Here is a 22,394-nt window from a genome sequence, read left to right on the forward strand (position 1 = left end):
AGTGCAAGCAAATGTTTCAGAGGGCACAAATGCCGACAGGGCGCTCAAGGCGCCCTGTCGGTGAGTGTGCAGCGCGAATCAGGCGCTGGTCAGGGCCACAGCGGGTTGGGCCTTGCCCTGCTGGAGTGCCAGGTCATGGTACAGCGCCTGGCCGATCTCTGCGGCACGGGAGGGCAGTACCGACAGCAAGGTGTCGCTGAGGCCGTGGCTGTTCTCGCAGAACCCTTGCAGGTAGACCGAAGCCTGCAGGTCCGGGCTGGCCAGTACCCGGTAGTTGCGGTCGACGCTGAAGTCTTCCACGTAGTTGGCCAGTGGAGCCAGCAGGTCGCGGTGCGAGCGGCGTTCGTAGCCGGTGGCGAGGATCACCGCGTCGTAGCGGTGGGTCTGCTGCTGGCCGGTGGCCAGGTCGCGCAGGGTCAGTTCGATGCCGTCGCGGGTGGCCACCACGGCTTCGATCTGGCGGCGGCACAGCACGTTGTGGCGGAACTGGTGGGCAACCTTCTGCCGGTAGAGGATGCCGTAGATGCGCTCGATCAGGTCGAGGTCGACCACCGAGTAGTTGGTGTTGTGGTACTCGCCGACCAGCTTGGCGCGCTGGTCGGCCGGTTCGTTGTAGACCAGGTCGGTGTAGTCAGGGGAGAAGATCTCGTTGACGAACGGGCTGTCATCGGCCGGCTTCAGGGCAGAACCGCGCAGCACCATGTCGACCTTGACCGACGGGTAGCTGTCGTTGAGGTCGATGAAGGCCTCGGCGGCGCTCTGGCCCGAGCCTATCACTGCGATGCGCATCGGTTTGCCGGCCGTGCACGGCAGTTTGTTCAGGCTGCTCAGGTACTGGGAGTGGTGGAAAACCCGTGGATCATCCTTGAACGCGCCGAATTTTTCCGGAATCTTCGGTGTGCCACCGCTGCCGACCACCACCGAGCGGGTGCGTCGGCTGAATTCGCGGCCCTGCGTATCACGCGATATCAGGCGCAGGTGCTCGACGCGCCCGGCCTTCACTTCAGGCTCGATGCGCAGCACTTCTTCGCCGTAGACCGCCTGGGTGGCAAAATGCTCGGCGGCCCAGCGCAGGTAGTCGTTGTACTCCAGGCGGCAGGGGTAGAAGGTGCCGAGATTGATGAAGTCGGCCAGGCGCTGCTTCTGGTGCAGGTAGTTGACGAAACTGTAAGGGCTGGTCGGGTTGCGCAGCGAGACCAGGTCCTTGAGGAACGAGATCTGCAGTTCGCTCTGGGTGGCCAGGGTCTCGCCGTGCCAGCGGTATTCCTTCTGCTTGTCGATGAACAGCGCATCGAGGGCGTGGCCTTGGCTCTGGGCGAGTTCTTCCAGGGCGATGGCCAGGGCCAGGTTGGACGGGCCGAAGCCCACGCCGATCAGGTCCTTGATAGTTTCCGGGTGTGCAGACTGGCTCATGGCTGCGATTCCATAATGGGTCGAATGTGGGCGCATGCCGGGGCTCCGGCGCCTGCGCTTGTACATTGGGTGGAACGAGCCAGCGGCAGGGGAATTTACTGCCTGGGAGCGTGCCTGCGGCCAACCGGGCCTAAAGGTTTTTGCCTGCCGGCCGATACGCAGGTCAACTCAAGGACCCTTTGCAAGGCAGGGAGAAAGACATGGTAGGCATCGCGGCAGTCAGCATCAGCAACACATCGGCCCCCGCGGCCAGCACTTCGCAGGTCAGCGACACCGAAAAGACTGAATCGGGCAGCTCGGCGCTGCAGGTCGACACTTCAAAGCTGCGTGGCGACGGCCAGGCCAAAGGCGCCGAGGGTGCCGAAGGCAGCAGTGGAAGTGGGGAACCGGCACACATCACGCAATTGCGCGAGATGATCAAGAAACTGCAGAAGCAGCTGGCGGACGAGCAGAAACAACTGGCCATCCTGATGGCGCAGAAAACCGACGAAACCACCAAGCTGGCTGCCGTCGCTGGCAAGCAAGCCAGCATCGCCACCCTCAGCGGCGAAATCCAGGCGGCTACTGCGCAGCTGCTGGAAGCGCTGCAGAAAACAGGTGGCAACAGTGCCGGCGGGATGGTCGATACCCAGGCCTGAGTTCGACTGCACTGGCCTCATCGCCGCCCGCCGCAGATGAGGCCAGCAAGGCCTGCCGTCATTCCGACGCCAGGCGCCCCTTGCCGTGTTTGTCCGTCTTGTACTGCATGGCCACGGCCGGTGCCGGTTTGGTCGCGCCGGTCTCCAGCCATTGACGCATGCGAGTGGCGTCGGCGAAGTGGGTGTACTTGCCGAAGGCGTCGAGGATCACCATGGCCACCGGGCGGTTGTCCATTTTGGTCAGCAGCACCAGGCAGTGGCCGGCATCGTTGGTGAAACCGGTCTTGGTAAGCGTGATGTCCCAGTTGCTCTTGTTCACCAGGTGGTCGGTGTTACGGAAGCCCAGGGTGTAGTTTGGCTTGCGGAAGGCCACGGTCTTTTCGCGGGTGGTCGACAGCTCGCTCAGCATCGGGTATTTGCGCGATGCCATCAGCAACTTGGCGAGGTCACGGGCGGTGGAGACGTTCTGCGTCGACAGGCCGGTCGGCTCGATGTAGCGGGTGTGCGCCATGCCCAGGCTGCGGGCCTTGGCGTTCATTGCCTTGATGAAGGCCGGGTAGCCGCCCGGATAATGGTTGGCCAGGGTGGTGGCGGCGCGGTTTTCCGATGACATCAGGGTGATCAGCAGGGTTTCCCGGCGATTCAGCTCGCTCCCCAGGCGCACGCGCGAATACACGCCTTTCATGTCCGGGTTGTTGGCGATGGTCATGGTGAGCATCTCATCCATGGGCAGCTTGGCATCCAGCACCACCATCGCCGTCATCAGCTTGGTCACCGACGCAATGGGCACCACACGGTCGGCGTGGCTCGAATACAGTTCCTGGTTGGTGTTCAGGTCGATCAGCAGGGCGCTGCCAGACGCCAGGTGCAGCTTGGACGGGTCGCGTTGGACCTGGGCCGGGGGTTGTGCAGCAGCGGTCGACGGAAGGGTCGCAGTACCTGTGAGCAACAGCAGCAGGCTGAGGATGGACAGGGATGTTTTCACGTTGAGGCTCACTAAAAGTTGGTATGTCGTTGGCTGTGCAAGGGTTTTCCCCCAAAAAACCGATGCATTCTGGAGTATGGCTGAACGCCTGTCGATTGCTCGTTGAGTCGACTGCCAGAAATGAAAAAACCTTCATGCTGTATCGGTTTTCCTGGCTCCGTTCGTCGGTTCGCGCAGGCAAAAAAAGACCCGCCAACGGGCGGGTCAGAAGAGGCGTAGGGAGCAACGCACAACAAATTCGGTCAAGCGATCAGGCAACCGGCCTGCAGCTGTTCAGCCAGGGCCTGGGCCGAGGCCCGGGTCGCCAGCGGGCCGCTGACGGCCTCGCCATTGCTCACCAGGTACCAGCAGGCCAGCAGGCCTTGCTCGCGCAGGGCGACGGGGACGGCAGTGCCGACGACTGACATGATCTGAATAGTGGCCATGGGGACCTCCTGTGAAACATGGCCCTACATTACGCATCAGCCGACAGGGTTTGAAATCAACACGCTCAATAGTGCTCATCAGTTTTATCAACGGTCACCAGCGTGGCGGGCCGTAATACACCGGTGGCGGGCCATAGTACGGGCGGTACGCCGGTGGTGGCGGAGCCGGTACGTAGTACGGCTGGTAATACACGGGCTGCGGCGGAGCCTGCACATAGACGGGCGCAGGCGCATAGTAGGCGGGCTGGCGCTCGACATAGACCGTGCGATCGCGGCCGCCATACACCGTCGCCCCGACCACGGCCCCGACAACGGCGGCACCGAGCAGTGGGCCTGGGCCATACCAGCCGCCACCTCCACCATGGGCAGAGGCTTGCCCGCTGATAGCCAGGGCACCGACCAGCAGGGCGATTCCGGGGAGATGACGGTTCATGAGACTTCCTCGCAAGGTAACCCCACGCTTGGGGCCTCACTACTATGACTCCGGTCTCTGTCAGCCGAGCACAGGGAAACGGTAAAGGTTGTGTAAGGGGCGACCAGTGGTTGGGTCTGGTACGCTGAGTAAACGATTCAGCTATGAAAAAGGAGCAGGTTATGGCGGCAACTCCCAGCAGAGACACCGTGCTGTGCATTTCCCTGGCCGGGCGGCCCGGCACTTTCGGCGTGCGATTTCATAATCACCTCTACCAGCAGCTCGGGTTGGACTACTACTACAAGGCCATGACCACCGCCGACCTGCCGGCAGCCGTCGCCGGCATCCGCGCCCTGGGCATTCGCGGTTGTGGCGTGTCGATGCCGTACAAGGAAGCCTGCATGGCGCTGGTCGATGAAATCGACCCGTCGGCGGCGGCGATCGAGTCGGTCAATACCCTGGTCAACGATGCTGGCCATCTGAAGGCCTACAACACCGACTACCTGGCCGTACGGCAGCTGCTCGCGGAGCACCAGGTCGACCCTGCCACCGCGTTTGCCCTGCGCGGCAGTGGCGGCATGGCCAAGGCCGTGGCCAGCGCCCTGCGTGATGCCGGGTTTCGCGAAGGCATTATCGTCGCCCGCAACGAGCAGGCCGGGCGGCAGCTGGCGGATGTCTGCGGTTATCGCTGGGTGGCCGAGCTGGGCGACCTGTGCCCGCCGATGCTGGTGAACGTGACACCGATCGGCATGGCTGGCGGGCCGGAGGCCGATCAGCTGGCGTTCAGCGAGAACGCCATCGCGGCGGCCGAGCGGGTGTTCGACGTGGTGGCGATGCCGGCGCGCACGCCGTTGATCCAGCGGGCCGAGGCGTTGGGCAAGCCGGTGATCACCGGGCTGGAGGTGATCGCGCTGCAGGCCTTGGAGCAGTTTGTGCTTTACACCGGGGTACGGCCCAGTCGTGAACAGGTTGAAGCGGCGGTAGCCTATGCGCGCGCCGCTCCTGCAACGAAATGACCATTCCGGTCAGAAGGCCTTGTGCCCCTTGTCCAGCTGCTCATCCACCAATGCCCGGCCATGGGCCAGCGACACATGCTGTGCATTCTCAAGGTCCGAGAAGAACTTCATCGGCATGGACATCCGCTTGCTGGTGTGCCCCTGTGGATCGGTGATCAGGCAACCGGCGGCATAGGGCAGGGGAGAGTCGGGGTGGGGCATCACGCTGGCGGTGATGGTGTGGTCGCGGTATTCACAGTGAAGAGATTGCATCGTCCTTACCTCGCTGTGGCATGTGAAGCAGTTACCTTCATATACCACAGCAAGGGGCCAGGAGTTCCCGGCCCGACGAGCGCGAGCTGACGGCGATCAGCCCTTCAGTTCGGTTGGCTGGATCACCTCTACCCAATAACCGTCCGGGTCCTTGACGAAGGCCAGGTGGTTCATGCGGCCATCTTGCAGGCGCTTCTGGAACGGCACCTCGAGGGCTTCGAAACGGGCACAGGCCTCACGCACGTCGGGCACCGAAATGCAGATGTGGCCAAAGCCGCGCGGGTCGGTGTTGCCGTTGTGGTAGGCGAATTCCGGGTCGTTTTCGGTGCCGTGGTTGTGGGTCAGTTCCAGCACGCCCGGGATCGACTTCATCCACTGGTGGCGCGCGGTGTCGTCGGCAGGGATCTGCGCCGGGTCGACCAGGGCCAGGAAGTACAGGCTGAAGGCCGCTTCAGGGAAGTCGCGCTTGTCGACCAGGCGGAAGCCCAGCACACGGGTGTAGAAGTCCAGCGACTTCTCGATGTCCTTGACCCGCAGCATGGTGTGGTTGAAGACGAACTGGGCGGTGGCGGCGTCTGGCTGCGCGGTGACGCCAGGCAGGGTTTGCAGATCGTGCAGGCTCATGGGTACTCCAGAGACGGGGCTGGCAACCAGGTGCCAGCGAAACAGACAAGGGGGCCATGATACGGCAGTGAAGCGTTTGCGCAAATAAAAGCGCCCTGCTCGGAGGAGCAGGGCGCCGGAATTAGAGGCCCGCATGTGCGGGCGCGTGATGGGGTCGCTAGTCCTTTAGCTGTCTCGATACTGCTGCAGCGGTTGTGAAAAAAGTGTGAAGTGGGTGTTGACGTTTCGTCAGCGCACCCAGCTCTCCACGGTAGCGGCCCCATACTGTTCTTTCCACGCCTTGAGGCCGCGGTGGTTGCCGCCTTTGGTCTCGATCAGCTCGCCAGTGTGCGGGTTCTCGTAGACTTTCACCACGCGCGGGCGGCGTTGCTGTTTCGGTGCGGTGGCAGTGCCACGGGTAACTGCCTTCGGGTCGAGAATGGCGATGATATCGCGCAGACTTTTGTCATAGCTTTTCATCAGGCCGACTAGTTTCTGCTCGAATTCGATTTCGCGTTTGAGGCCGGCATCCTTTTTCAGCGCCTCCAGTTGCGCCATCTGTTCCTGGAGCGCTTTTTCGGCAGCACGAAACTCTGCAAGTCTGGACACTGTAATCACTCCTGTACGTCTTCCGTGGCAGGGCGTGACGAACATTGATAAGGACTAAACGCCAGCCACGCGGGTGGGTAAAACTGTTCGCTGACATCGAGTGTAGACATTTGCAGGACTTCGGTAAACCGCAAACTTTTTATAAGTAATCGGGAACTTTCCAAGTTTTCCGGGCTGTAATTCAGCTGGTTTTCGATGCGTCTTCGAAGGGTTCTAGACCATGGTCCAATAGCCTGTGGCAGAGCGGTTGGGTGATGATTTCAGATGATGGTCGACTCATGTTCGGCCGCGACGCATTAGCGTGGCGCAGGTGCGTCACGATTCGTTTTTTTGCCTTACTTGTGGATGTTCCCTCGCATGTTTTCCCCCCTCCCTCTCGCCCCCGGGCGCCGTGTTGCCGGCCTGTTCCTCATGTGCGCCGGCGCGCAGGCCCAGGCCGCCGGTTTTCTTGAAGACGCTAGTGCCAAGGTCGAAGCACGCAATGTCTATTTCAACCGGGATTTTCGTGATGGCCACAGCAGTTCCAGCCAGGGTGCGTCTAAACGTGAAGAATGGGCGCAAGGCTTCATTCTGAATGTGCAGTCGGGTTATACCCAGGGCCCGGTTGGTTTTGGTGTTGATGCACTGGGCATGTTAGGGATCAAGCTCGATTCCAGCCCGGCCGACAGTAACAGTGGTTTGCTGCCATCTTCCGGCCACGACCCACGGCACTCCGCCGACCAATACGCGAAGATGGGCCTGGCGGCCAAGGTCAAGGTGTCCAACACGGTGCTGAAGTACGGCTCGATGATGCCGGACGTACCGCTGTTGAAATACAACGATGGTCGCCTGCTGCCGACCATGTTCCACGGCGCGATGCTGACCTCCGAGGAAGTGCGCGACCTGAAGTTCACCCTGGCCCGCCTGGACAAGTACACCGCGCGTGATTCCACCGATCGCCAGGATATTCGCGTGCATTGCAAGAACAAGCGCTATGCCTGCGATATCGAAGCCGACCACTTTGACCTGGCCGGCCTGGACTACCGCTTCAACGATCGGCTCAGTGCCCAGTATCAAGTCGCCAAACTGGAAAACATCTACCGCCAGCATTTCCTTGGGCTGGTCGCCAGCCAGCCGCTCGCCGTTGGTAGCCTGTCGGCAGACCTGCGGCTGATCAAGAGCGATGATATCGGCAACGCCCGCGCCGGTGAGATCGACCACCGTGCCTTCAGCGGCATGCTCGGCTACAGCCTGGGTGGGCACAAGATCAGCGCCGGCTGGCAGCGCATGTACGGCGAAAGTGCCATGCCGTATCTTGATGGCAGCAACCCGTACCTGGTCAACTACGCCCAGGTCAACGACTTCGCCGCCGCCCAGGAGCGCTCCTGGCAGCTGCGTTACGACTACGACTTCAAAGCCCTTGGCGTGCCCGGCCTGAGCTTCTTCACCCGCTACATCAACGGCGACCATATCAAGGTCCCGGGCAGCAATGCCGAAGGTAAAGAATGGGAACGCGACACCGAGCTCAAGTACCAGGTGCAGAGCGGCACCTTCAAGGATGTCAGCGTGCGCCTGCGTAACTCCACGTACCGCAGCAACTACGAGAAGTGGGCACGGGACATGGATGAGACGCGGGTCATCGTCAGCTATAACTTCTCTATCTTCTAGGTTGAGGTATCGGGCGGTGCCATGAAAGACGTTCTGTTGATTGGCATCGGCCCGGGCGACCCGCGGCAGATCACCGTCGAGGCGGTCGAGGCGCTGCGCCGCGCCAGCGTGTTCTTCGTGCTCGACAAAGGCGCCGGCAAGGGTGAGTTGGTGCGCTTGCGCAAGGCGATCCTCGAGCGTTACCGGCCCGAGGGTGGCTACCGCCTGGTGCAGGTGGCAGACCCGCAACGAGACGCCGAGGCGCACGACTACGCAGGCGCGGTGCACGACTGGCACCGCCAGCGGGCCGCGCTGTATGCCCGGTTGATCAGCGAAGAGATGCGCGCCGAGGATATCGGCGCCTTTTTGCTATGGGGTGAGCCGGGCCTTTATGACAGCACCTTGCGCATCATTGATCTCGTCCGCGAACGCGGTGTGGCGCTGCGCCTGCAGGTGATCCCCGGCATCAGCAGTGTGCAGGCCCTGGCGGCGCGGCATCAGGTGCCCCTCAATCGCATTGGCGAGCCACTGACCGTGCTGCCAGGGCGACGCCTGGCGGAGCAGGGGCGGGTGGACAATGTGGTGGTGATGCTCGATGGGCAGTGCGCGTTTGCCGCGCTGGAGGACCCGGCGCTGATGATCTACTGGGGCGCTTACCTCGGTACCGAGGATGAAGTGCTGATCGCCGGGCCATTGCAGGCGGTGAAGGCGCGGATTCTTGAAGTGCGCGAGCGGGAGCGGGTGCGCATGGGGTGGATCATGGATACCTACCTGCTGCGGCGGGAGCTTTGAGTGACTTCGGCTGGCTCAAGGCGTACCCAGAATTTCCTGCACCTTGTCGCGCAAGTGGTCGATGCTGAACGGCTTGCCGATCATGTGCATGCCCTCCGGCACATCCAAACTCTCGGCATAGCCACTGGCGAACAGCACCGGCAGCAACGGCCGCGCCGCACGGGCCTTGGCCGCCAATTCTTCACCGCGCATGTCCGGCAGGCCCACGTCGGTCACCAGCAGTGCCAGTGGCTGGCCGGCATCCTCGATTATCTTCAGCGCCGCCGTGGCATTTTCCGCTTCGAGGGTGCTGTAGCCCAAATCATCGAGCACTTCGACCATCAGCATACGTACGATGTCGTCGTCTTCGACTACCAGAAGGTGCATGGCGGGTTTCCTGTTGAAAAAGTCATGTCCCTACTCTGTGCGCCAGGCAGTGACAGAAGTTCCCGAGGATACCGTCTGGAAAACATTGATGGAACGATTACGACACGCAGCCTTCAAATACTGGCTAAATGCCCTGCCGAAGCCGGCCAAGCGGGTTAGACTCGCTTGTTGACCGGTGAGCGCAGCGGCAGGCACTACAGGCTTCAGCCGCCACTCTTTTCAATGGACTTTTTACGCGCGGGCGTTTTCAGATGATTCAAGCAGCCTCGATGGACCAGCAGAGCTTTCGCAAGCTGTTGAGCCGCAATATCGGCCTCCCTCTGGGTGTGGGCCTGCTCGGCGCCGTGGCCTTCGTCGCGGTGATCAACTATCTGCTTTCGGCCATGCAGTGGGTCGAGCACACCGATCGGGTGATCGGCAATGCCAACGAAACGCTCAAGTTGTCGATCGACATGGAAACCGGCATGCGCGGTTTTCTGATCACCGGTGACGAACGCTTCCTCGACCCTTACGAGGTGGCCAAGCCGCGCATCCTCGGCAGCCTGCAGAGCTTGCGCGGGATGGTCGAGGACAACCCGCAGCAGGTCGACCGCATCGACCGCCTGGTGGCCCTGCAACAGGCCTGGAATGATTTTGCTGGCGAAATGATCAAGTTGCGCCGCACGGCTGGCGATTATCAGGCCTCGATCGGCAACGGCCGTGGCAAGCGCATCACCGACGAGGTGCGCAAGGAATTCGAGGGCCTGGTCGCTACCGAACAGCAACTGCGCATGGCGCGCAACGAGAAGGTCAGTTCGGTTACTGTCACTGCCATTTCCGCTTTTGTCCTGTTCATCGTCGGGCTCAGTGCGTTGCTGGCCTACCTGGGCCGGCGCGATCTTCTGGCATTGTCGGACAGCTACTCGGAAAACCTGCAGGCCCAGCAGCGCGCCGCCGAACGCCTGGAGCATCAGGCCTGGCTGCGCAATGGCCAGACTCAGCTGGCCGAGCAGGTGCTGGGCCAGCTGACCTTGCCGATGCTCGGCGACAACATCTTGCGCTTCTTCGCCAGTTACCTGGGCAGCGTGGTCGGTGCGCTCTACGTGCGCGACGAGCATGGCCGCCTGGTGCGCGTGGCCAGCTACGGCCTGACAGCCGAGGAGCAGGCCCGCCAGCAGGTGCTGGGCGACCACGATGGCCTGTTGGCCCAGGCCGTGCGCGAAGGGCGCCTGTTGCGCCTGGACGACCTGCCGGAAGATTACTACCAGCTCAGCTCGGGGCTGGGTAGCGGCCTCCCGCGCAGCGCCTTGCTGATGCCGGCCCGTGATGACGGCCAGATCAACGGAGTGATCGAACTGGGCTTCCTGCGCCCGCTGCAGGACCGGGATGACGAACTGGTTCAGCGGGTCGGGGAGAACCTCGGTCTTTCCATTGAAAGCGCTCGTTACCGCCAGCGCCTGCAGGAAGTACTGGCCGAGACCCAGCAGCTCAACGAAGAGTTGCAGGTGCAGCAGGAAGAACTCAAGACCGCCAACGAAGAACTCGAAGAGCAGTCGCGGGTGCTCAAGGAGTCCCAGGCCCACCTGGAAACCCAGCAGGCCGAGCTTGAGCAGACCAATGAGCAACTGTCCGAGCGTACCGAGGCACTGGACCGCAAGAACGACGAGCTCAGCCAGGCCCAGGAAGAACTGCAGGCCCGCGCCGACGACCTGCAGCGCTCGAGCAAGTACAAGTCCGAGTTTCTCGCCAACATGTCCCACGAGCTGCGCACGCCACTCAACAGTTCGCTGATCCTGGCCAAGCTGCTGGCCGAGAACGGCGAGGGCAACCTCAGCGCCGAGCAGGTCAAGTTCGCCGAGTCCATCTACTCTGCCGGCAACGACCTGCTGAACCTGATCAACGACATCCTCGACATCGCCAAGGTCGAGGCCGGCAAGCTCGAAGTGCGCCCCGAAAGCACGCAACTCGAGCGCCTGGTCGAAGGTTTGCGTGGCATGTTCCTGCCATTGGCCGAGCACAAGGGCCTGAGCTTCGACGTCACAGTCCAAGACCAGGTACCGGCCACCTTGTTCACCGACCGCCAGCGCCTGGAACAGATCCTCAAGAACCTGCTTTCCAACGCCATCAAGTTCACCGAGCGTGGCCAGGTCAGCCTGAACATCGGCTACCAGGCGGGCAGCGGCATCATCTTCGCGGTGCGCGACAGCGGCATTGGCATCGCCGCCGACCAGCAGCAGGCGATCTTCGGCGCCTTCCATCAGGTCGACGGCACCAGTAACCGGCGCTACGGCGGCACCGGCCTGGGGCTGTCGATTTCGCGTGACCTGGCGCATTTGCTGGGTGGTCAGATCAGTGTCGACAGCAGCCCAGGCAAAGGCAGTGTGTTCAGCCTCAGCCTGCCCGAGCGCTATGAGGCGCAAGGCGAAGAAATCGAAGCCCTGAGCTTGCGTCCGACCGTCGACAGCCTGCCACCGGCACCCAAGGTCGTCGCCCCGGCGGTGGTCAAGCATCCGCTACCGGCGTTCGCCGACGACCGCGAGCGGGCGCCGTTCGGCAACCGTTGCATCCTGGTGGTCGAGGACGAACCGAACTTCGCCCGTATCCTCTTCGACCTGGCCCACGAGCTGGGCTACAGCTGCCTGGTGGCCCAGGGTGCCGACGAAGGCTTCGAGCTGGCCGTGCAGTATGTACCTGACGCGATCCTGCTGGACATGCGCCTGCCCGATCACTCCGGCCTGACCGTGCTGCAGCGCCTCAAGGAGCAGGCCAGCACCCGGCACATCCCGGTGCACATCATCTCGGTGGAAGACCGCGTCGAGGCGGCGATGCACATGGGCGCGGTGGGCTATGCGGTCAAACCGACCAGCCGGGAAGAACTCAAGGACGTCTTCGCCCGCCTGGAAGCCAAGCTGACCCAGAAGCTCAAGCACATCCTGCTGGTGGAGGACGACGACCTGCAGCGCGAGAGCATCGCCCGCCTGATCGGCGACGAAGATGTCGAGATCACCGCCGTGGCCATGGCCCAGGATGCCCTGGCGCTGCTGCGCGAGAACATCTACGACTGCATGATCATCGACCTCAAGCTGCCCGACATGCTCGGCAACGAGCTGCTCAAGCGCATGACGGCCGAGGATATCCGGTCGTTCCCGCCAGTGATCGTCTACACCGGGCGCAACCTTACCCGCGAAGAAGAAGCCGACCTGCTCAAGTATTCGCGCTCGATCATCATCAAAGGGGCGCGTTCGCCGGAGCGCCTGCTCGATGAAGTGACGTTGTTCCTGCACAAAGTCGAATCGCAGTTGTCCCATGAGCGCCAACGCATGCTCAAGACGGCGCGCAGCCGCGACAAGGTGTTTGAGGGCCGCAAGGTGCTGCTGGTGGACGATGATGTGCGCAACATCTTTGCCCTCACCAGTGCCCTGGAGCACAAGGGCGCCATCGTCGAGATCGGCCGCAACGGGCGCGAAGCCATCGAGCGCCTGGAGCAACACGATGACATCGACCTGGTGCTGATGGACGTGATGATGCCGGAGATGGACGGCTTCGAGGCCACCCGCCTGATCCGCCAGCAGCCGCGCTGGCGCAAGCTGCCGATCATCGCCGTCACCGCCAAGGCGATGAAGGACGACCAGCAGCGTTGCCTGCAGGCCGGCGCCAATGACTACCTGGCCAAACCGATCGACCTGGACCGCCTGTTCTCGTTGATCCGCGTGTGGTTGCCGCAACTGGAGCGAATTTGACTAGCGAGCGCAATACCGACATCGAGATCCGACTGCTGATCGAGGCGATCTACCTCAAGTACAGCTACGATTTTCGCAACTACTCCGGCGCTTCGATCAAGCGCCGGATCCTCCATGCCTTGCGCCAGTTCGATTGCCTCACGGTGTCGGCACTGCAGGAGCGGGTGCTGCACGATCCGGGCATGTTCATGCAGTTGCTCCAGTACCTGACGATCCCGGTCAGCGAAATGTTCCGCGACCCCGGCCACTTCCTCGCCCTGCGCCAGGAAGTGGTGCCGCTACTGCGCACCTGGCCTTCGATCAAGGTTTGGATTGCCGGCTGCAGCACCGGTGAAGAGGTGTACTCGATGGCCATCCTGCTGCGCGAAGAGGGCCTGCTGGAACGCACCATCATTTACGCCACCGACATCAACCCGCATTCGCTGGACCGCGCCAAGCAGGGCATCTACTCGATGCAGAGCATGCGCGAGTATGAAGAAAACTACCGCCTGGCGGGCGGGCGCCGCGACTTTGCCGAGTACTACACCGCGGCCTACGGCAACGCCATCATGGACAGCAGCCTGCGTGACAACGTGACCTTCGCCGACCACAGCCTGGCCACCGACAGCGTGTTTTCCGAAACCCAGCTGGTGTCGTGCCGCAATGTGCTGATCTACTTCAACAAGGACCTGCAGGATCGCGCCCTCGGGCTGTTCCACGAGTCCTTGTGCCACCGTGGTTTCCTGGTGCTGGGCAGCAAGGAGTCGGTGGACTTCTCTGCCTACAGCGATTGTTTCGAGCCGTTGGTCAAGCCCGAACGGATCTACCGCAAATCATGAACGGCGTACGCGCGGTGGTCATCGGCGCCTCGGCGGGCGGCGTCACGGCACTGTTCACGGTGCTCGGTGCGCTGCCGGCCAGTTTTGCCATTCCGGTAATGTGCGTGCTGCACCTGCCGGACGACCGCCACAGCCAGCTGGCCGAGGTGCTGCAGCGGCGCTTGCAGCGGCCGGTGCGCCAGGCGTGTGACAAGGAAAGCATTGCCCCGGGGCAGATCTACGTGGCCGGGCCGGGTTATCACCTGTCGGTGGAAGCCGATTTCAGCCTGTCGCTGAGCCAGGAAGAACCGGTGCACTTCTCGCGCCCGGCCATCGATTATCTCTTCACCTCGGCGGCCGATGCCTATGGCCCCGGCTTGCTCGGCGTGCTGCTCACCGGGGCCAACGAAGATGGCGCCGAAGGGCTTGCCTACATCAAGAAAAGCGGCGGCCGGACCGTGGTCCAGGACCCCCGCGACGCACAGGTGGCGTTGATGCCGGAGGCCGCTCTGGCCCGGCACGACCCCGACCTTATCCTTTCTCTGAGTGGTATCGGGCAGTTGCTCGCGACCCTGGAACCCAGCGCATGCTAAGCCACACCCCTGCCAAACTGCTGATCGTCGACGACCTGCCGGAAAACCTGCTGGCTCTCGCCGCGCTGATCCATGGCGAAGACCGCGAGGTGCATCAGGCGCAGTCGGCGGAAGCGGCTTTGTCGCTGTTGCTCGAGCACGAGTTCGCCTTGGCCATTCTCGACGTGCAGATGCCGGGCATGAACGGTTTCGAGCTGGCCGAGCTGATGCGCGGCACGGAAAAGACCCGCAATATCCCGATCGTCTTCGTCACCGCTGCCGGGCGTGAAATGAACTATGCCTTCAAGGGCTACGAGAGTGGCGCGGTGGACTTCCTGCACAAGCCCCTCGACACCCTGGCGGTGAAGAGCAAGGTGTCGGTGTTCGTCGACCTGTACCGTCAACGCAAGGTGCTCGACCGGCAGCTACAGGCGCTCGAGCGCAGTCGCCAGGAGCAGGAACTGCTGCTGGGCCAGTTGCAGGTGGCGCGCGGCGAGCTTGAGCATGCGGTGCGCATGCGCGACGACTTCATGTCAATCGTTGCCCACGAGGTGCGCACACCGCTTAACGGCCTGATCCTGGAAACCCAGTTGCGCAAGATGCACCTGGCCCGAGGCAACCTCGACGCGTTCAGCGCCGACAAGCTGCAGGCCATGGTCGAGCGTGACGAGCGCCAGATCAACAGCTTGATCCGCCTGATCGAGGACATGCTCGACGTGTCGCGCATTCGCACCGGCAAGCTGTCGCTGCGGCCTAAAGCGTTCGACCTGAGCCAGCTGGTACGCGGCCTGGTGGAAAACTTTGCGGCCCAGGCCACGGCGTTGGAGACCTCCATCGAGCTGCAGCGTTGTGAATCATTGTCTGGAGAATGGGACGAATTTCGGATTGAGCAAGTCCTGGCCAATCTGTTGTCCAATGCTTTGCGTTATGGCGAGCGACGGCCTGTGCACGTACAGCTGTTCGAGCGCGATGGCATGGCAGCGGTGCAGGTTCGGGATCACGGCATTGGCATCAGCGCCAGCAACCAGCAACGGATCTTTCAGCAATTCGAGCGTGTGGCCACCCAGCAAGCCAGCAATGGATTGGGGCTGGGCTTGTACATCTCGGAGCAGATCGTCCAGGCCCATGGTGGGCAGATTCAGGTGGAAAGCGATGTCGGCAAAGGCTCTACGTTTACCCTGCTGTTGCCGCTGGCAGGGGTGAAAGAACAAAACGATCAGGTGCGGGCAACCTCCGCGTAAGCCTGAGGTCACATTGGCCAACGGCAAGAATTCAAGGCGTTATCATGAGTGAAGATGCACAAGATGTAGTACTGGTGGTCGAGGATGAACCGGCGATTCGGATGATCCTGCGCGACTACCTGGCGGGTGAGGGCTACCACGTGCTGGTGGCCGAAGATGGTGAACAGGCCTTCGCGATTCTGGCGAGCAAGCCGCACCTGGACCTGATGGTGACCGACTTCCGTTTGCCGGGTGGTATTTCCGGGGTGGAGATCGCCGAACCTGCAGTGAAGTTGCGACCGGATTTGAAGGTGATCTTCATCAGCGGCTACCCGGCGGAGATCCTCGAATCCGGCAGCCCGATCGCGCGCAAGGCACCGATCCTGGCCAAGCCGTTCGACCTCGATACTCTGCACGAGCAGATCCAGGCCCTGCTGCGTTAACCTGCAACGGCCTCTTCGCGGGGCAAGCCCGCTCCTACAGGATTTGCGCGGTCCTTGTAGGAGCGGGCTTGTCCCGCGAAAGGGCCTGGCCTGCCTATCGCAGGGTCCGCTCGATCCCACCGACCAGCAGGCTCTCCATCAACCCCAACCCCTGCTCCTCAGGCAAGCCCTTGAGCATCCCCGGCAGCTGGTTCAGCAATGTCGCCACCACATGCGCGGTTGCCACCAATGCCTCGCCCTGCAAGGTCGCCCGTGGCGCAATCAAGCGCAGCAACCCAGCCTCATAGCGCTTGCGCAGCAACCCCAGGCGCGCCTGTTGCTCCTCGCTCAAGCAGCACAGATCGCGCTCGGCCAGGCGAAACTGCATGGGCCGCTCGGCATGCAACTGCCAGTGCGCGGCAATCAGGCAGTTCATCGCTGAAGCCCCTCGGGCCATGGCCCGGCGCCCCTGCTCCAAGGTGGCCTGCAGTTCCTCGTACAGCTCCTCGATCAGGTCGAACAGCAGGTCCTGCTTGCTGGGGAAATGGTGATAAAGCGAACCGGCGGTCAGGCCCACATGCGCCGCCAGCTCGCGCATGCTGACCTGGCCAAAGCCCTTTTCGGCGAACAGTGCCATGGCCCGGTCGCGTCGCTCTTCGAAGTTGGCACAGCGCATGGCGGCATTGACCGGGGGCATGGCGTGCGCTCCTCAGTAGGTGAAGAAGCCGCGGCCGGTCTTGCGCCCCAGCCATCCGGCCGCGACCATTTCCTTGAGCAGCGGGGCAGGGCGGTATTTGCTGTCATTGAAGCCTTCGTGGAAGGCCTCCATGATCGCCAGCAGGGTATCCAGGCCGATCAGGTCGGCCAGGGCCAGCGGGCCGATCGGCTGGTTGCAGCCCAGGCGCATGCCGGTGTCGATGTCCTCGGCACTGGCCAGGCCCTCCTGACGTACGAAGATCGCTTCGTTGATCATCGGCACCAGGATGCGGTTGACCACGAAGCCCGGGCGGTTGCCAGCGGTGATCGGCGTCTTGCCAAGCTTCTCGGTGACCACGAGCGCGTGGGCGTAGGTGCTGTCGCTGGTCTGCAGGCCACGGATGATCTCGACCAGGGCCATCATCGGCACCGGGTTGAAGAAGTGCACGCCGATGAAGCGCTCGGGGTGCTCGATGCTGGCGGCCAGCTGGGTCACCGACAGCGATGAGGTGTTGGTGGCGATCAGGCAGTCGGCGGCCACGTTGGCTGCCACCTGCTGCAGGATGCGCTGCTTGAGTTGCAGGTTCTCGGTGGCCGCCTCGATCACCAGCTGCGCGCTGCTCAGCTGGGCGTAGTCGGTGCTGGTGCGGATGCGGGTTTTCGCCGCCGCAGCACGCTCGGCGTCGAGCGTGCCCTTGCTGACCTGGCGCTCCAGGTTTTTGCTCAAGGTGGCCACGCCACGCTCCAGCGCGGCGTCGGAAACGTCCACCAGCAGGACTTGGTAGCCGGCCACCGCACACACCTGGGCGATACCGTTGCCCATGGTGCCGGCGCCGATCACGGCAATCTGTTCAATCGTCATGGTGCAGTTCCCTCAGACGCGCTCGAAGACCACGGCGATGCCCTGGCCGCCGCCGATGCACATGGTGGCCAGCGCGTAGCGGCCCTGGATGCGCTGCAGTTCGTGAATGGCCTTGGTGGCGATGATCGCCCCGGTGGCGCCGACCGGGTGGCCGAGGGAAATGCCCGAGCCGTTCGGGTTGACCTTCTCCGGGTCGAAACCGAGCTCACGGGCCACGGCGCAGGCCTGGGCGGCAAACGCTTCGTTGGACTCGATCACGTCCAGGTCGCTGACGTTCAGGCCAGCCTTTTCCAGCACCTTGCGGGTTGCCGGGATCGGGCCCAGGCCCATCAGCTCCGGTTCGACGCCGGCGTGGGCATAGGCCACCAGGCGCGCCAGCGGCTTCAGGCCCAGGCGGCGCACGGCGTCACCGGTGGCCAGCACCAGGCCGGCGGCGCCATCGTTGATGCCGCTGGCGTTGCCGGCGGTGACGGTGCCGTCCTTCTTGAACACGGTTTTCATGCCGGCCAGCTGTTCGGCAGTCACATCGGCGCGCACATGCTCGTCGACGGCGAACTGTACGGTGCCTTTACGGGTTTTCAGCTCCAGCGGCACGATCTGGCTGTCGAAGCGGCCTTCGGCCTGGGCGCGGGCGGCGCGGCGCTGGCTGGTCAGGGCCAGTTCGTCCTGCATCTCGCGGCTGATGCCGTGTTTGGCCGCGACGTTTTCCGCAGTGATACCCATGTGGAAATGCTCAAACGGGTCCTGCAGTACGCCGACGGTGTAGTCGATGCCTTGCAGATCGCCCATGCGTGCGCCCCAGCGTGCCTGTGGCAGCAGGTACGGGCCACGGCTCATGGACTCGGCACCGGCGGCCAGGGCCACGTCGGCATCACCCAGCAGCAGGCATTGGGCGGCCGAGACGATGGCCTGCAGGCCTGAACCACACAGGCGGTTGACGTTGAAGGCCGGGGTTTCCTTGGGAATGCCGGCGTTCATCGCCGCTACCCGCGACAGGTAGGCATCGCGTGGCTCGGTAGGGATGACAGTGGCCATCACCATGTGGCCGATCTGCTCGGCGGACACACCCGAGCGCTCGATGGCGGCGCGGGTCACGGCGGTGGCCAGGTCGGCCAGTGGCAGGTCCTTGAGGGAACCACCGAAACCACCGATGGCGGTACGGACGGCACTGACGACGTAGATTTCTGCGCTGCTCATAGAGGCTCCGATTGCGAAGGCATGGCGGGAGCGGGCCAAGCTCTGCGAGAATGGCCGGCGATCCCGAGGTGGGTTCGAGTCTAGGCAAAGGCTCTGTTGCAGCCTATGCCGGATCTGTTCAGTCAACCTGGCTTTTTTTGCCACTCAGCATAGACAGCGAATTCCGCCATGCGCGATAGCGATTCGGTCGCGGTGTACTTTCTCAATGCCATGCTGCATGCCTTGCGCGACCAGCCTGAAGTGCTGGAGGCGCGGCTGCGTGGGGTGGGCATCGACCCGGCCGTGCTCGGCCAACCCCAGGCAAGGGTGCCGGCCAAGGCCTTCGCGGGCTTGTGGCTGGAGCTGATCGAGTTGCTGGACGACGAATTCTTCCGCCTCGACAGCCATGGCATGCCGCTGGGCAGCTTTGCCCTGATCTGCCGTGGCTTGATCCAGGAACCCAATCTGGAGAAGGCCCTGCGCCAGTGCATGGGCAGTTTCGCCCTGTTCCTGCGCGACCTGCGTGGCAGCCTCACGATACGCGGCGGGCGCGCGGTGATCAGCGTGCAGTCGGTGATCGCTGACCCGCTGACCCGGGTGTACGCCGAGGAAACCTACCTGGTGCTGATGATCGGCCTGCTGTGCTGGCTGGCCGGGCGGCGCATCTCTATCGACCGCACGGAACTGGCGGTGGCGCGCCCGGCCCAGGACGACGACCCGCTGCTGTGGGGGCCGGACCTGCGCCTGGGCAGCGGGCGCACCGAGGTCGAGTTCGACAGTGCCTGGTTGCGCCTGCCGGTGGTGCAGGACCTGGCGGGCCTGAAGACCTTCCTGCGTAGCGCGCCGCAGGGCCTGGTGATCCGTTTTCGCAATCAGAACGGGCTGGTGGCGGAGGTCTATCGGCATTTGCGCGCACGCCGCTATGGGCAATGGCCGACGCTTGCGGCCATGGCCGAGCAGCAGGGCGTCAGTGCCAGCACCTTCCGCCGCCAGCTGGAGCGCGAAGGGCGTTCGTACCAGCAGATCAAGGATGAAGTGCGCCGGGCGATGGCTTTCGAGCGCCTGCGCGAAGGCATCTTGAGCATCGCCGAAATTGCCGAGCAGGCCGGCTTCCAGGAGCCCAGTGCGTTTCACCGGGCGTTCAAGAAGTGGACCGGGCAGAGCCCGGGCAGCTATCGAGCCAGGCTGGCCGGGCTTGCACACCTCAATCCTGCAGGTCGGCAGCCAGAGCCTTGACCCGCTTCAAATCACCACCCGCAATTTTTGTAACCCTTGTCCCGTAATCGGCATCGGCTTTGTACAGGAACGACAGGATGATGTGCTTGCTCTGCTCATCGGCGACGGCCAGCGACTGACCAAAGCTGCTGACCAGGTCGCGCTGCTCGCTTTTCGAATAAGCGCGGTAAAGGTCACCGGCCTGCTTGAAGTTCTGCTCCCGGGTGATGCCCCGTTGCTGGGTGGTGCCGCTCAAGGCCAGTTCACTGTAGCGTGCCGAGTCGGTGGTGCTGCGCGGCTGCAGGCGGCTGGGCTGGTAGTTGACCATGTCACGGGTGCGGTTGGGGTTGAGTGCACCATCCTGATTGCCATTGTTGACCGCCGCCCGCGGCTGGTTGATCGGCAGGCTGCCGGCGTTTGCGCCGACCCGGTACATCTGGGTGTCGGCGTAGGAGAACAGTCGGCCCTGCAGCAAGCGGTCTTCGGAGGGCTCTATTCCCTTGATCAGGTTGGACGGTGCCAGGGTGACCTGTTCGGTTTCCTGGAAGAAGTTGCCGACATTGCGCTTGAGCACCATCTGCCCGACCAGGCGCTCGGGCACATCCGGCCAGACCTTGGTGGCGTCCAGCGGGTCGAAATCGAAGGTTGCCAGCTGCTCGGGCCGCAGTGTCTGGATATAGAGGTCCCACTTGGGATAGTCGCCACGAGCAATGGCAGCGACCAGATCCTCGGTCATGTGACTGAAGCTTTTGCCCTGGATCTGCTCGACAGCCTTGGGGTCAAGGTTTTCCTGACCTTGCAGGCTTTTCCAGCGGAACTTTACGTAGGTGGGTTCACCGTTGGCGTTGACGAACTTGTAGGCATGCACGCTGTTGCCATCCATGTGCCGATAGCTCTTTGGCGTGCCTTCGTTGGAGTACAGCAGGGTCAGGGTGCGGGTAGCCTCCGGCATGTGCGAGAGCAGGTCGAAGCGCCGGGCGTCGTTGCCCAGGTTGGTGCGCGGGTCGGGCTTGAAGGCGTGGACCATGTCCGGGAACTTGATGGCGTCGCGGATGAAGAACGTCGGGAAGTTGTTGCCGACCAGGTCCCAATTGCCTGCCGTGGTGTAGAACCGGGTGGCGAAGCCTCGCGGGTCGCGCAGGGTTTCCGGCGAATGTCGGCCATGCACAACCGACGAGAAGCGCACGAACACCGGGGTTTTTTCGCCGGGGGTGAACAGCGGCGCCGAGGTCAGCGCGGACAGGTCTTCGGACGCGGTGAACTCGCCATGGGCGCCGGTGCCGCGGGCGTGCACCACACGTTCGGGGATGCGTTCGCGGTCGAAGCGTTGCAGCTTCTGGATCAGCTGCACGTCCTGCAGCAAGGTCGGGCCAGCGTTGCCGGCGGTCTGGGAGTGCTGGTTGTCGCCGACGGCCGCGCCGTTGTCGCGGGTCAGGGGCATGGCCAGCAACGCAGGGCTGGCAAGCACGGTTGCGCACAGCAATGTCAACGCAGGGCAGTTGGGGCGGGTCAGAAGCATGACAATGGCACTCGCTTGATCAAGGGAGTGCCGATGCTAGTCATGCTAGAAGCGCCTCACAGTAAGGTTGTTCGGCTCCTGCTGTAAGACATTTCAATGCTCCGACTCAGTGAATGGCCACCGGGTTGATGTTGACCTGGGTCGAGCCCTAGTACAGCGGTTGGCCTAGCACGAACAGGAGCTCGAAGGCCTTGTCCTTGCCGGTCAGTTCGAGCCAGCAGGTGTTGAACAGCACTACATCGCCTTTGCGCAGGGTGATGCCTTGTTGTTTCAGCACCGCCTTGTTGCCGTTGTAGTAGACGTTGTCGATACCGATATGGCCGATGCCGTTTAGCTGGGTGCCGACGCCAGTCCAGCCGTTGACCAGTTCGTCGTTGAAGGTGAACTTATTGCGGCCCAGGGTCTGGCCGGCCTGTTCACCAGGCTGGATGTTGTACAGGTGGAAGCTGCGGTGGCGGAAGGTTTTGCCTGCCGGTCAATAACCGTCGTCGTTCAGGGCCAGGCTCTGGCGCAGCTGTTCGACCATTGATACGCGCAGCGTTTCTGGCGCCTTGACCCGGATCGAACCGGCCTGGGACAGCAGCCAGCCCATCAGCGCGCGGCTGTCTTCGACCGTGGCCGCGAGCATCGCGCCGCCATTGTCGTGGCGGGCAAGGCGCATGTCGTCGGACAGCGGCTGGTCCTCCAGGCGGCGGGCAAGGCCATCGTCGACCCAGGCGTGCAGTTCGATCTGCTGCGAAGGGGAGAGCGCATCGGGCTGCAACTGCTCGGCCTGACCGAGGCTCAGGCCCGGCTGCCAGTACCAGCCGTAGGGCATGCCCTTGCTGTTGCAGTGCAATGGGAACAGGGTTGCCAGTTCGTTGAGGTCGCGCTCGACCGTGCGCTTGCTGGTGTTGTGGCCGGCCCTGGCCAGTGCGCCCTGCAATTGCGTGGAGCTCATCCCGGGATGGCGGTCGGGCAGGAGTTTCAGGAGTTGCCATTGTCGGGCGATGGTGTGGCGGGTCGGGTGGCTGGGCACGGGATTCGTCCTTGAGTATCAAACGCGTGTGGTGCTTGATT

Annotated in this window: 23 protein-coding genes and 1 pseudogene; 10 read left to right on the plus strand and 14 right to left on the minus strand. The window is 63.0% G+C overall.

Features of this window, described 5'->3' with window-relative positions; translation table 11 throughout:
* Window positions 1-78: 78 nt before the first annotated feature.
* On the minus strand, window positions 79-1,413 hold the full coding sequence (locus C2H86_RS22430; RefSeq protein ID WP_159409878.1) for a lysine N(6)-hydroxylase/L-ornithine N(5)-oxygenase family protein: 1,335 nt from the start codon (window positions 1,411-1,413) through the stop codon (window positions 79-81).
* Window positions 1,414-1,613: 200 nt separating this feature from the next.
* Here C2H86_RS22430 and C2H86_RS22435 point away from each other — a divergent pair, with 200 nt between their 5' ends.
* Complete coding sequence (locus C2H86_RS22435) at window positions 1,614-2,051, plus strand: hypothetical protein (protein ID WP_159409879.1); 438 nt, start codon at window positions 1,614-1,616, stop codon at window positions 2,049-2,051.
* A gap of 58 nt (window positions 2,052-2,109) precedes the next feature.
* On the opposite strand, the gene pbpG is transcribed toward C2H86_RS22435, so the two are convergent.
* The 3 genes from pbpG to C2H86_RS22450 form a co-directional block, all read right to left on the minus strand.
* Window positions 2,110-3,036: a D-alanyl-D-alanine endopeptidase gene (pbpG, locus tag C2H86_RS22440; RefSeq protein WP_159409880.1), complete on the minus strand. Its 927-nt coding sequence runs from the start codon at window positions 3,034-3,036 to the stop codon at window positions 2,110-2,112.
* A gap of 242 nt (window positions 3,037-3,278) precedes the next feature.
* Window positions 3,279-3,461 (minus strand): hypothetical protein, encoded by a 183-nt coding sequence (locus C2H86_RS22445; RefSeq protein WP_159409881.1) that lies wholly within the window; start codon window positions 3,459-3,461, stop codon window positions 3,279-3,281.
* Window positions 3,462-3,555: 94 nt separating this feature from the next.
* A complete protein-coding gene (locus tag C2H86_RS22450) occupies window positions 3,556-3,894 on the minus strand; it encodes a hypothetical protein (protein WP_159409882.1) in 339 nt (112 codons plus the stop codon).
* A gap of 161 nt (window positions 3,895-4,055) precedes the next feature.
* Between C2H86_RS22450 and C2H86_RS22455 the strand changes: the two genes are divergently transcribed.
* On the plus strand, window positions 4,056-4,889 hold the full coding sequence (locus C2H86_RS22455) for a shikimate 5-dehydrogenase (RefSeq protein ID WP_159409883.1): 834 nt from the start codon (window positions 4,056-4,058) through the stop codon (window positions 4,887-4,889).
* Between the two features lie 9 nt (window positions 4,890-4,898).
* Here the strand turns inward: C2H86_RS22455 and C2H86_RS22460 are convergent, their stop codons facing one another.
* The 3 genes from C2H86_RS22460 to C2H86_RS22470 form a co-directional block, all read right to left on the minus strand.
* Window positions 4,899-5,141 (minus strand): hypothetical protein, encoded by a 243-nt coding sequence (locus tag C2H86_RS22460; protein ID WP_054883229.1) that lies wholly within the window; start codon window positions 5,139-5,141, stop codon window positions 4,899-4,901.
* Between the two features lie 96 nt (window positions 5,142-5,237).
* Window positions 5,238-5,765, minus strand: a complete 528-nt coding sequence (gene gloA / locus C2H86_RS22465; RefSeq protein ID WP_159409884.1) for a lactoylglutathione lyase — start codon at window positions 5,763-5,765, stop codon at window positions 5,238-5,240.
* Between the two features lie 228 nt (window positions 5,766-5,993).
* Complete coding sequence (locus tag C2H86_RS22470) at window positions 5,994-6,353, minus strand: histone-like nucleoid-structuring protein, MvaT/MvaU family (RefSeq protein WP_159409885.1); 360 nt, start codon at window positions 6,351-6,353, stop codon at window positions 5,994-5,996.
* Window positions 6,354-6,710: 357 nt separating this feature from the next.
* On the opposite strand from C2H86_RS22470, the gene C2H86_RS22475 reads away from it, so the two are divergent.
* Window positions 6,711-8,000, plus strand: a complete 1,290-nt coding sequence (locus C2H86_RS22475) for an OprD family porin (protein WP_159409886.1) — start codon at window positions 6,711-6,713, stop codon at window positions 7,998-8,000.
* A gap of 21 nt (window positions 8,001-8,021) precedes the next feature.
* Window positions 8,022-8,771 (plus strand): precorrin-6A synthase (deacetylating), encoded by a 750-nt coding sequence (cobF, locus tag C2H86_RS22480; RefSeq protein ID WP_159409887.1) that lies wholly within the window; start codon window positions 8,022-8,024, stop codon window positions 8,769-8,771.
* Between the two features lie 15 nt (window positions 8,772-8,786).
* On the opposite strand, the gene C2H86_RS22485 is transcribed toward cobF, so the two are convergent.
* Complete coding sequence (locus C2H86_RS22485; RefSeq protein ID WP_159409888.1) at window positions 8,787-9,137, minus strand: response regulator; 351 nt, start codon at window positions 9,135-9,137, stop codon at window positions 8,787-8,789.
* Between the two features lie 251 nt (window positions 9,138-9,388).
* Here C2H86_RS22485 and C2H86_RS22490 point away from each other — a divergent pair, with 251 nt between their 5' ends.
* The 5 genes from C2H86_RS22490 to C2H86_RS22510 are packed head-to-tail and all read left to right on the plus strand — an operon-like array spanning window position 9,389 to window position 15,888.
* Window positions 9,389-12,856 (plus strand): response regulator, encoded by a 3,468-nt coding sequence (locus tag C2H86_RS22490; RefSeq protein WP_159409889.1) that lies wholly within the window; start codon window positions 9,389-9,391, stop codon window positions 12,854-12,856.
* Window positions 12,853-13,674 carry a CheR family methyltransferase gene (locus C2H86_RS22495; RefSeq protein WP_159409890.1) on the plus strand — a complete coding sequence of 274 codons (822 nt, stop codon included), beginning with the start codon at window positions 12,853-12,855 and terminating at the stop codon, window positions 13,672-13,674. The genes C2H86_RS22490 and C2H86_RS22495 overlap by 4 nt, the downstream gene beginning before the upstream one ends.
* Window positions 13,671-14,246, plus strand: a complete 576-nt coding sequence (locus C2H86_RS22500) for a chemotaxis protein CheB (RefSeq protein WP_159409891.1) — start codon at window positions 13,671-13,673, stop codon at window positions 14,244-14,246. Before C2H86_RS22495 ends, C2H86_RS22500 begins: the two co-directional genes overlap by 4 nt.
* Window positions 14,240-15,466, plus strand: coding sequence for a hybrid sensor histidine kinase/response regulator (locus C2H86_RS22505; protein ID WP_159409892.1), 1,227 nt, complete (start codon window positions 14,240-14,242; stop codon window positions 15,464-15,466). The genes C2H86_RS22500 and C2H86_RS22505 overlap by 7 nt, the downstream gene beginning before the upstream one ends.
* Window positions 15,467-15,510: 44 nt before the next feature.
* Complete coding sequence (locus C2H86_RS22510; protein ID WP_023629509.1) at window positions 15,511-15,888, plus strand: response regulator; 378 nt, start codon at window positions 15,511-15,513, stop codon at window positions 15,886-15,888.
* A gap of 94 nt (window positions 15,889-15,982) precedes the next feature.
* Here the strand turns inward: C2H86_RS22510 and C2H86_RS22515 are convergent, their stop codons facing one another.
* The 3 genes from C2H86_RS22515 to C2H86_RS22525 are packed head-to-tail and all read right to left on the minus strand — an operon-like array spanning window position 15,983 to window position 18,622.
* On the minus strand, window positions 15,983-16,564 hold the full coding sequence (locus C2H86_RS22515) for a TetR/AcrR family transcriptional regulator (protein WP_159409893.1): 582 nt from the start codon (window positions 16,562-16,564) through the stop codon (window positions 15,983-15,985).
* Window positions 16,565-16,576: 12 nt separating this feature from the next.
* Complete coding sequence (locus C2H86_RS22520; protein WP_159409894.1) at window positions 16,577-17,425, minus strand: 3-hydroxybutyryl-CoA dehydrogenase; 849 nt, start codon at window positions 17,423-17,425, stop codon at window positions 16,577-16,579.
* Between the two features lie 12 nt (window positions 17,426-17,437).
* Window positions 17,438-18,622 carry an acetyl-CoA C-acyltransferase family protein gene (locus C2H86_RS22525; RefSeq protein ID WP_159409895.1) on the minus strand — a complete coding sequence of 395 codons (1,185 nt, stop codon included), beginning with the start codon at window positions 18,620-18,622 and terminating at the stop codon, window positions 17,438-17,440.
* Between the two features lie 168 nt (window positions 18,623-18,790).
* Here C2H86_RS22525 and C2H86_RS22530 point away from each other — a divergent pair, with 168 nt between their 5' ends.
* Complete coding sequence (locus tag C2H86_RS22530) at window positions 18,791-19,837, plus strand: AraC family transcriptional regulator (RefSeq protein WP_159409896.1); 1,047 nt, start codon at window positions 18,791-18,793, stop codon at window positions 19,835-19,837.
* Here C2H86_RS22530 and C2H86_RS22535 read toward each other — a convergent pair.
* The 3 genes and pseudogenes from C2H86_RS22535 to C2H86_RS22545 form a co-directional block, all read right to left on the minus strand.
* Entirely contained in the window at window positions 19,806-21,257 is a 1,452-nt protein-coding gene (locus C2H86_RS22535) for a catalase (RefSeq protein ID WP_240349729.1), read from the minus strand. The two genes, C2H86_RS22530 and C2H86_RS22535, sit on opposite strands and share 32 nt — an antisense overlap.
* Before the next feature lie 226 nt (window positions 21,258-21,483).
* A pseudogene (locus C2H86_RS22540) lies at window positions 21,484-21,795 on the minus strand (hypothetical protein); the annotation flags it as partial.
* A gap of 15 nt (window positions 21,796-21,810) precedes the next feature.
* Complete coding sequence (locus tag C2H86_RS22545) at window positions 21,811-22,353, minus strand: WYL domain-containing protein (RefSeq protein WP_159409898.1); 543 nt, start codon at window positions 22,351-22,353, stop codon at window positions 21,811-21,813.
* Window positions 22,354-22,394 lie beyond the last annotated feature (41 nt).

The sequence above is a fragment of the Pseudomonas putida genome, assembly GCF_009883635.2.
Lineage (GTDB): Bacteria > Pseudomonadota > Gammaproteobacteria > Pseudomonadales > Pseudomonadaceae > Aquipseudomonas > Aquipseudomonas putida_W.

What these genes read in the sequence shown, in the direction of transcription:
- C2H86_RS22445 (WP_159409881.1), bottom strand. Translation starts at nt 3,461, where the DNA reads ATGGCCACTATTCAGATCATGTCAGTCGTCGGCACTGCCGTCCCCGTC.
- C2H86_RS22490 (WP_159409889.1), top strand. Translation starts at nt 9,389, where the DNA reads ATGATTCAAGCAGCCTCGATGGACCAGCAGAGCTTTCGCAAGCTGTTG.
- C2H86_RS22510 (WP_023629509.1), top strand. Translation starts at nt 15,511, where the DNA reads ATGAGTGAAGATGCACAAGATGTAGTACTGGTGGTCGAGGATGAACCG.
- C2H86_RS22525 (WP_159409895.1), bottom strand. Translation starts at nt 18,622, where the DNA reads ATGAGCAGCGCAGAAATCTACGTCGTCAGTGCCGTCCGTACCGCCATC.
- C2H86_RS22430 (WP_159409878.1), bottom strand. Translation starts at nt 1,413, where the DNA reads ATGAGCCAGTCTGCACACCCGGAAACTATCAAGGACCTGATCGGCGTG.
- C2H86_RS22485 (WP_159409888.1), bottom strand. Translation starts at nt 9,137, where the DNA reads ATGCACCTTCTGGTAGTCGAAGACGACGACATCGTACGTATGCTGATG.
- C2H86_RS22450 (WP_159409882.1), bottom strand. Translation starts at nt 3,894, where the DNA reads ATGAACCGTCATCTCCCCGGAATCGCCCTGCTGGTCGGTGCCCTGGCT.
- cobF (WP_159409887.1), top strand. Translation starts at nt 8,022, where the DNA reads ATGAAAGACGTTCTGTTGATTGGCATCGGCCCGGGCGACCCGCGGCAG.
- C2H86_RS22455 (WP_159409883.1), top strand. Translation starts at nt 4,056, where the DNA reads ATGGCGGCAACTCCCAGCAGAGACACCGTGCTGTGCATTTCCCTGGCC.
- C2H86_RS22475 (WP_159409886.1), top strand. Translation starts at nt 6,711, where the DNA reads ATGTTTTCCCCCCTCCCTCTCGCCCCCGGGCGCCGTGTTGCCGGCCTG.
- gloA (WP_159409884.1), bottom strand. Translation starts at nt 5,765, where the DNA reads ATGAGCCTGCACGATCTGCAAACCCTGCCTGGCGTCACCGCGCAGCCA.
- C2H86_RS22500 (WP_159409891.1), top strand. Translation starts at nt 13,671, where the DNA reads ATGAACGGCGTACGCGCGGTGGTCATCGGCGCCTCGGCGGGCGGCGTC.
- C2H86_RS22515 (WP_159409893.1), bottom strand. Translation starts at nt 16,564, where the DNA reads ATGCCCCCGGTCAATGCCGCCATGCGCTGTGCCAACTTCGAAGAGCGA.
- C2H86_RS22435 (WP_159409879.1), top strand. Translation starts at nt 1,614, where the DNA reads ATGGTAGGCATCGCGGCAGTCAGCATCAGCAACACATCGGCCCCCGCG.
- C2H86_RS22530 (WP_159409896.1), top strand. Translation starts at nt 18,791, where the DNA reads ATGCGCGATAGCGATTCGGTCGCGGTGTACTTTCTCAATGCCATGCTG.
- C2H86_RS22460 (WP_054883229.1), bottom strand. Translation starts at nt 5,141, where the DNA reads ATGCAATCTCTTCACTGTGAATACCGCGACCACACCATCACCGCCAGC.
- C2H86_RS22535 (WP_240349729.1), bottom strand. Translation starts at nt 21,257, where the DNA reads ATGCCCCTGACCCGCGACAACGGCGCGGCCGTCGGCGACAACCAGCAC.
- C2H86_RS22505 (WP_159409892.1), top strand. Translation starts at nt 14,240, where the DNA reads ATGCTAAGCCACACCCCTGCCAAACTGCTGATCGTCGACGACCTGCCG.
- C2H86_RS22520 (WP_159409894.1), bottom strand. Translation starts at nt 17,425, where the DNA reads ATGACGATTGAACAGATTGCCGTGATCGGCGCCGGCACCATGGGCAAC.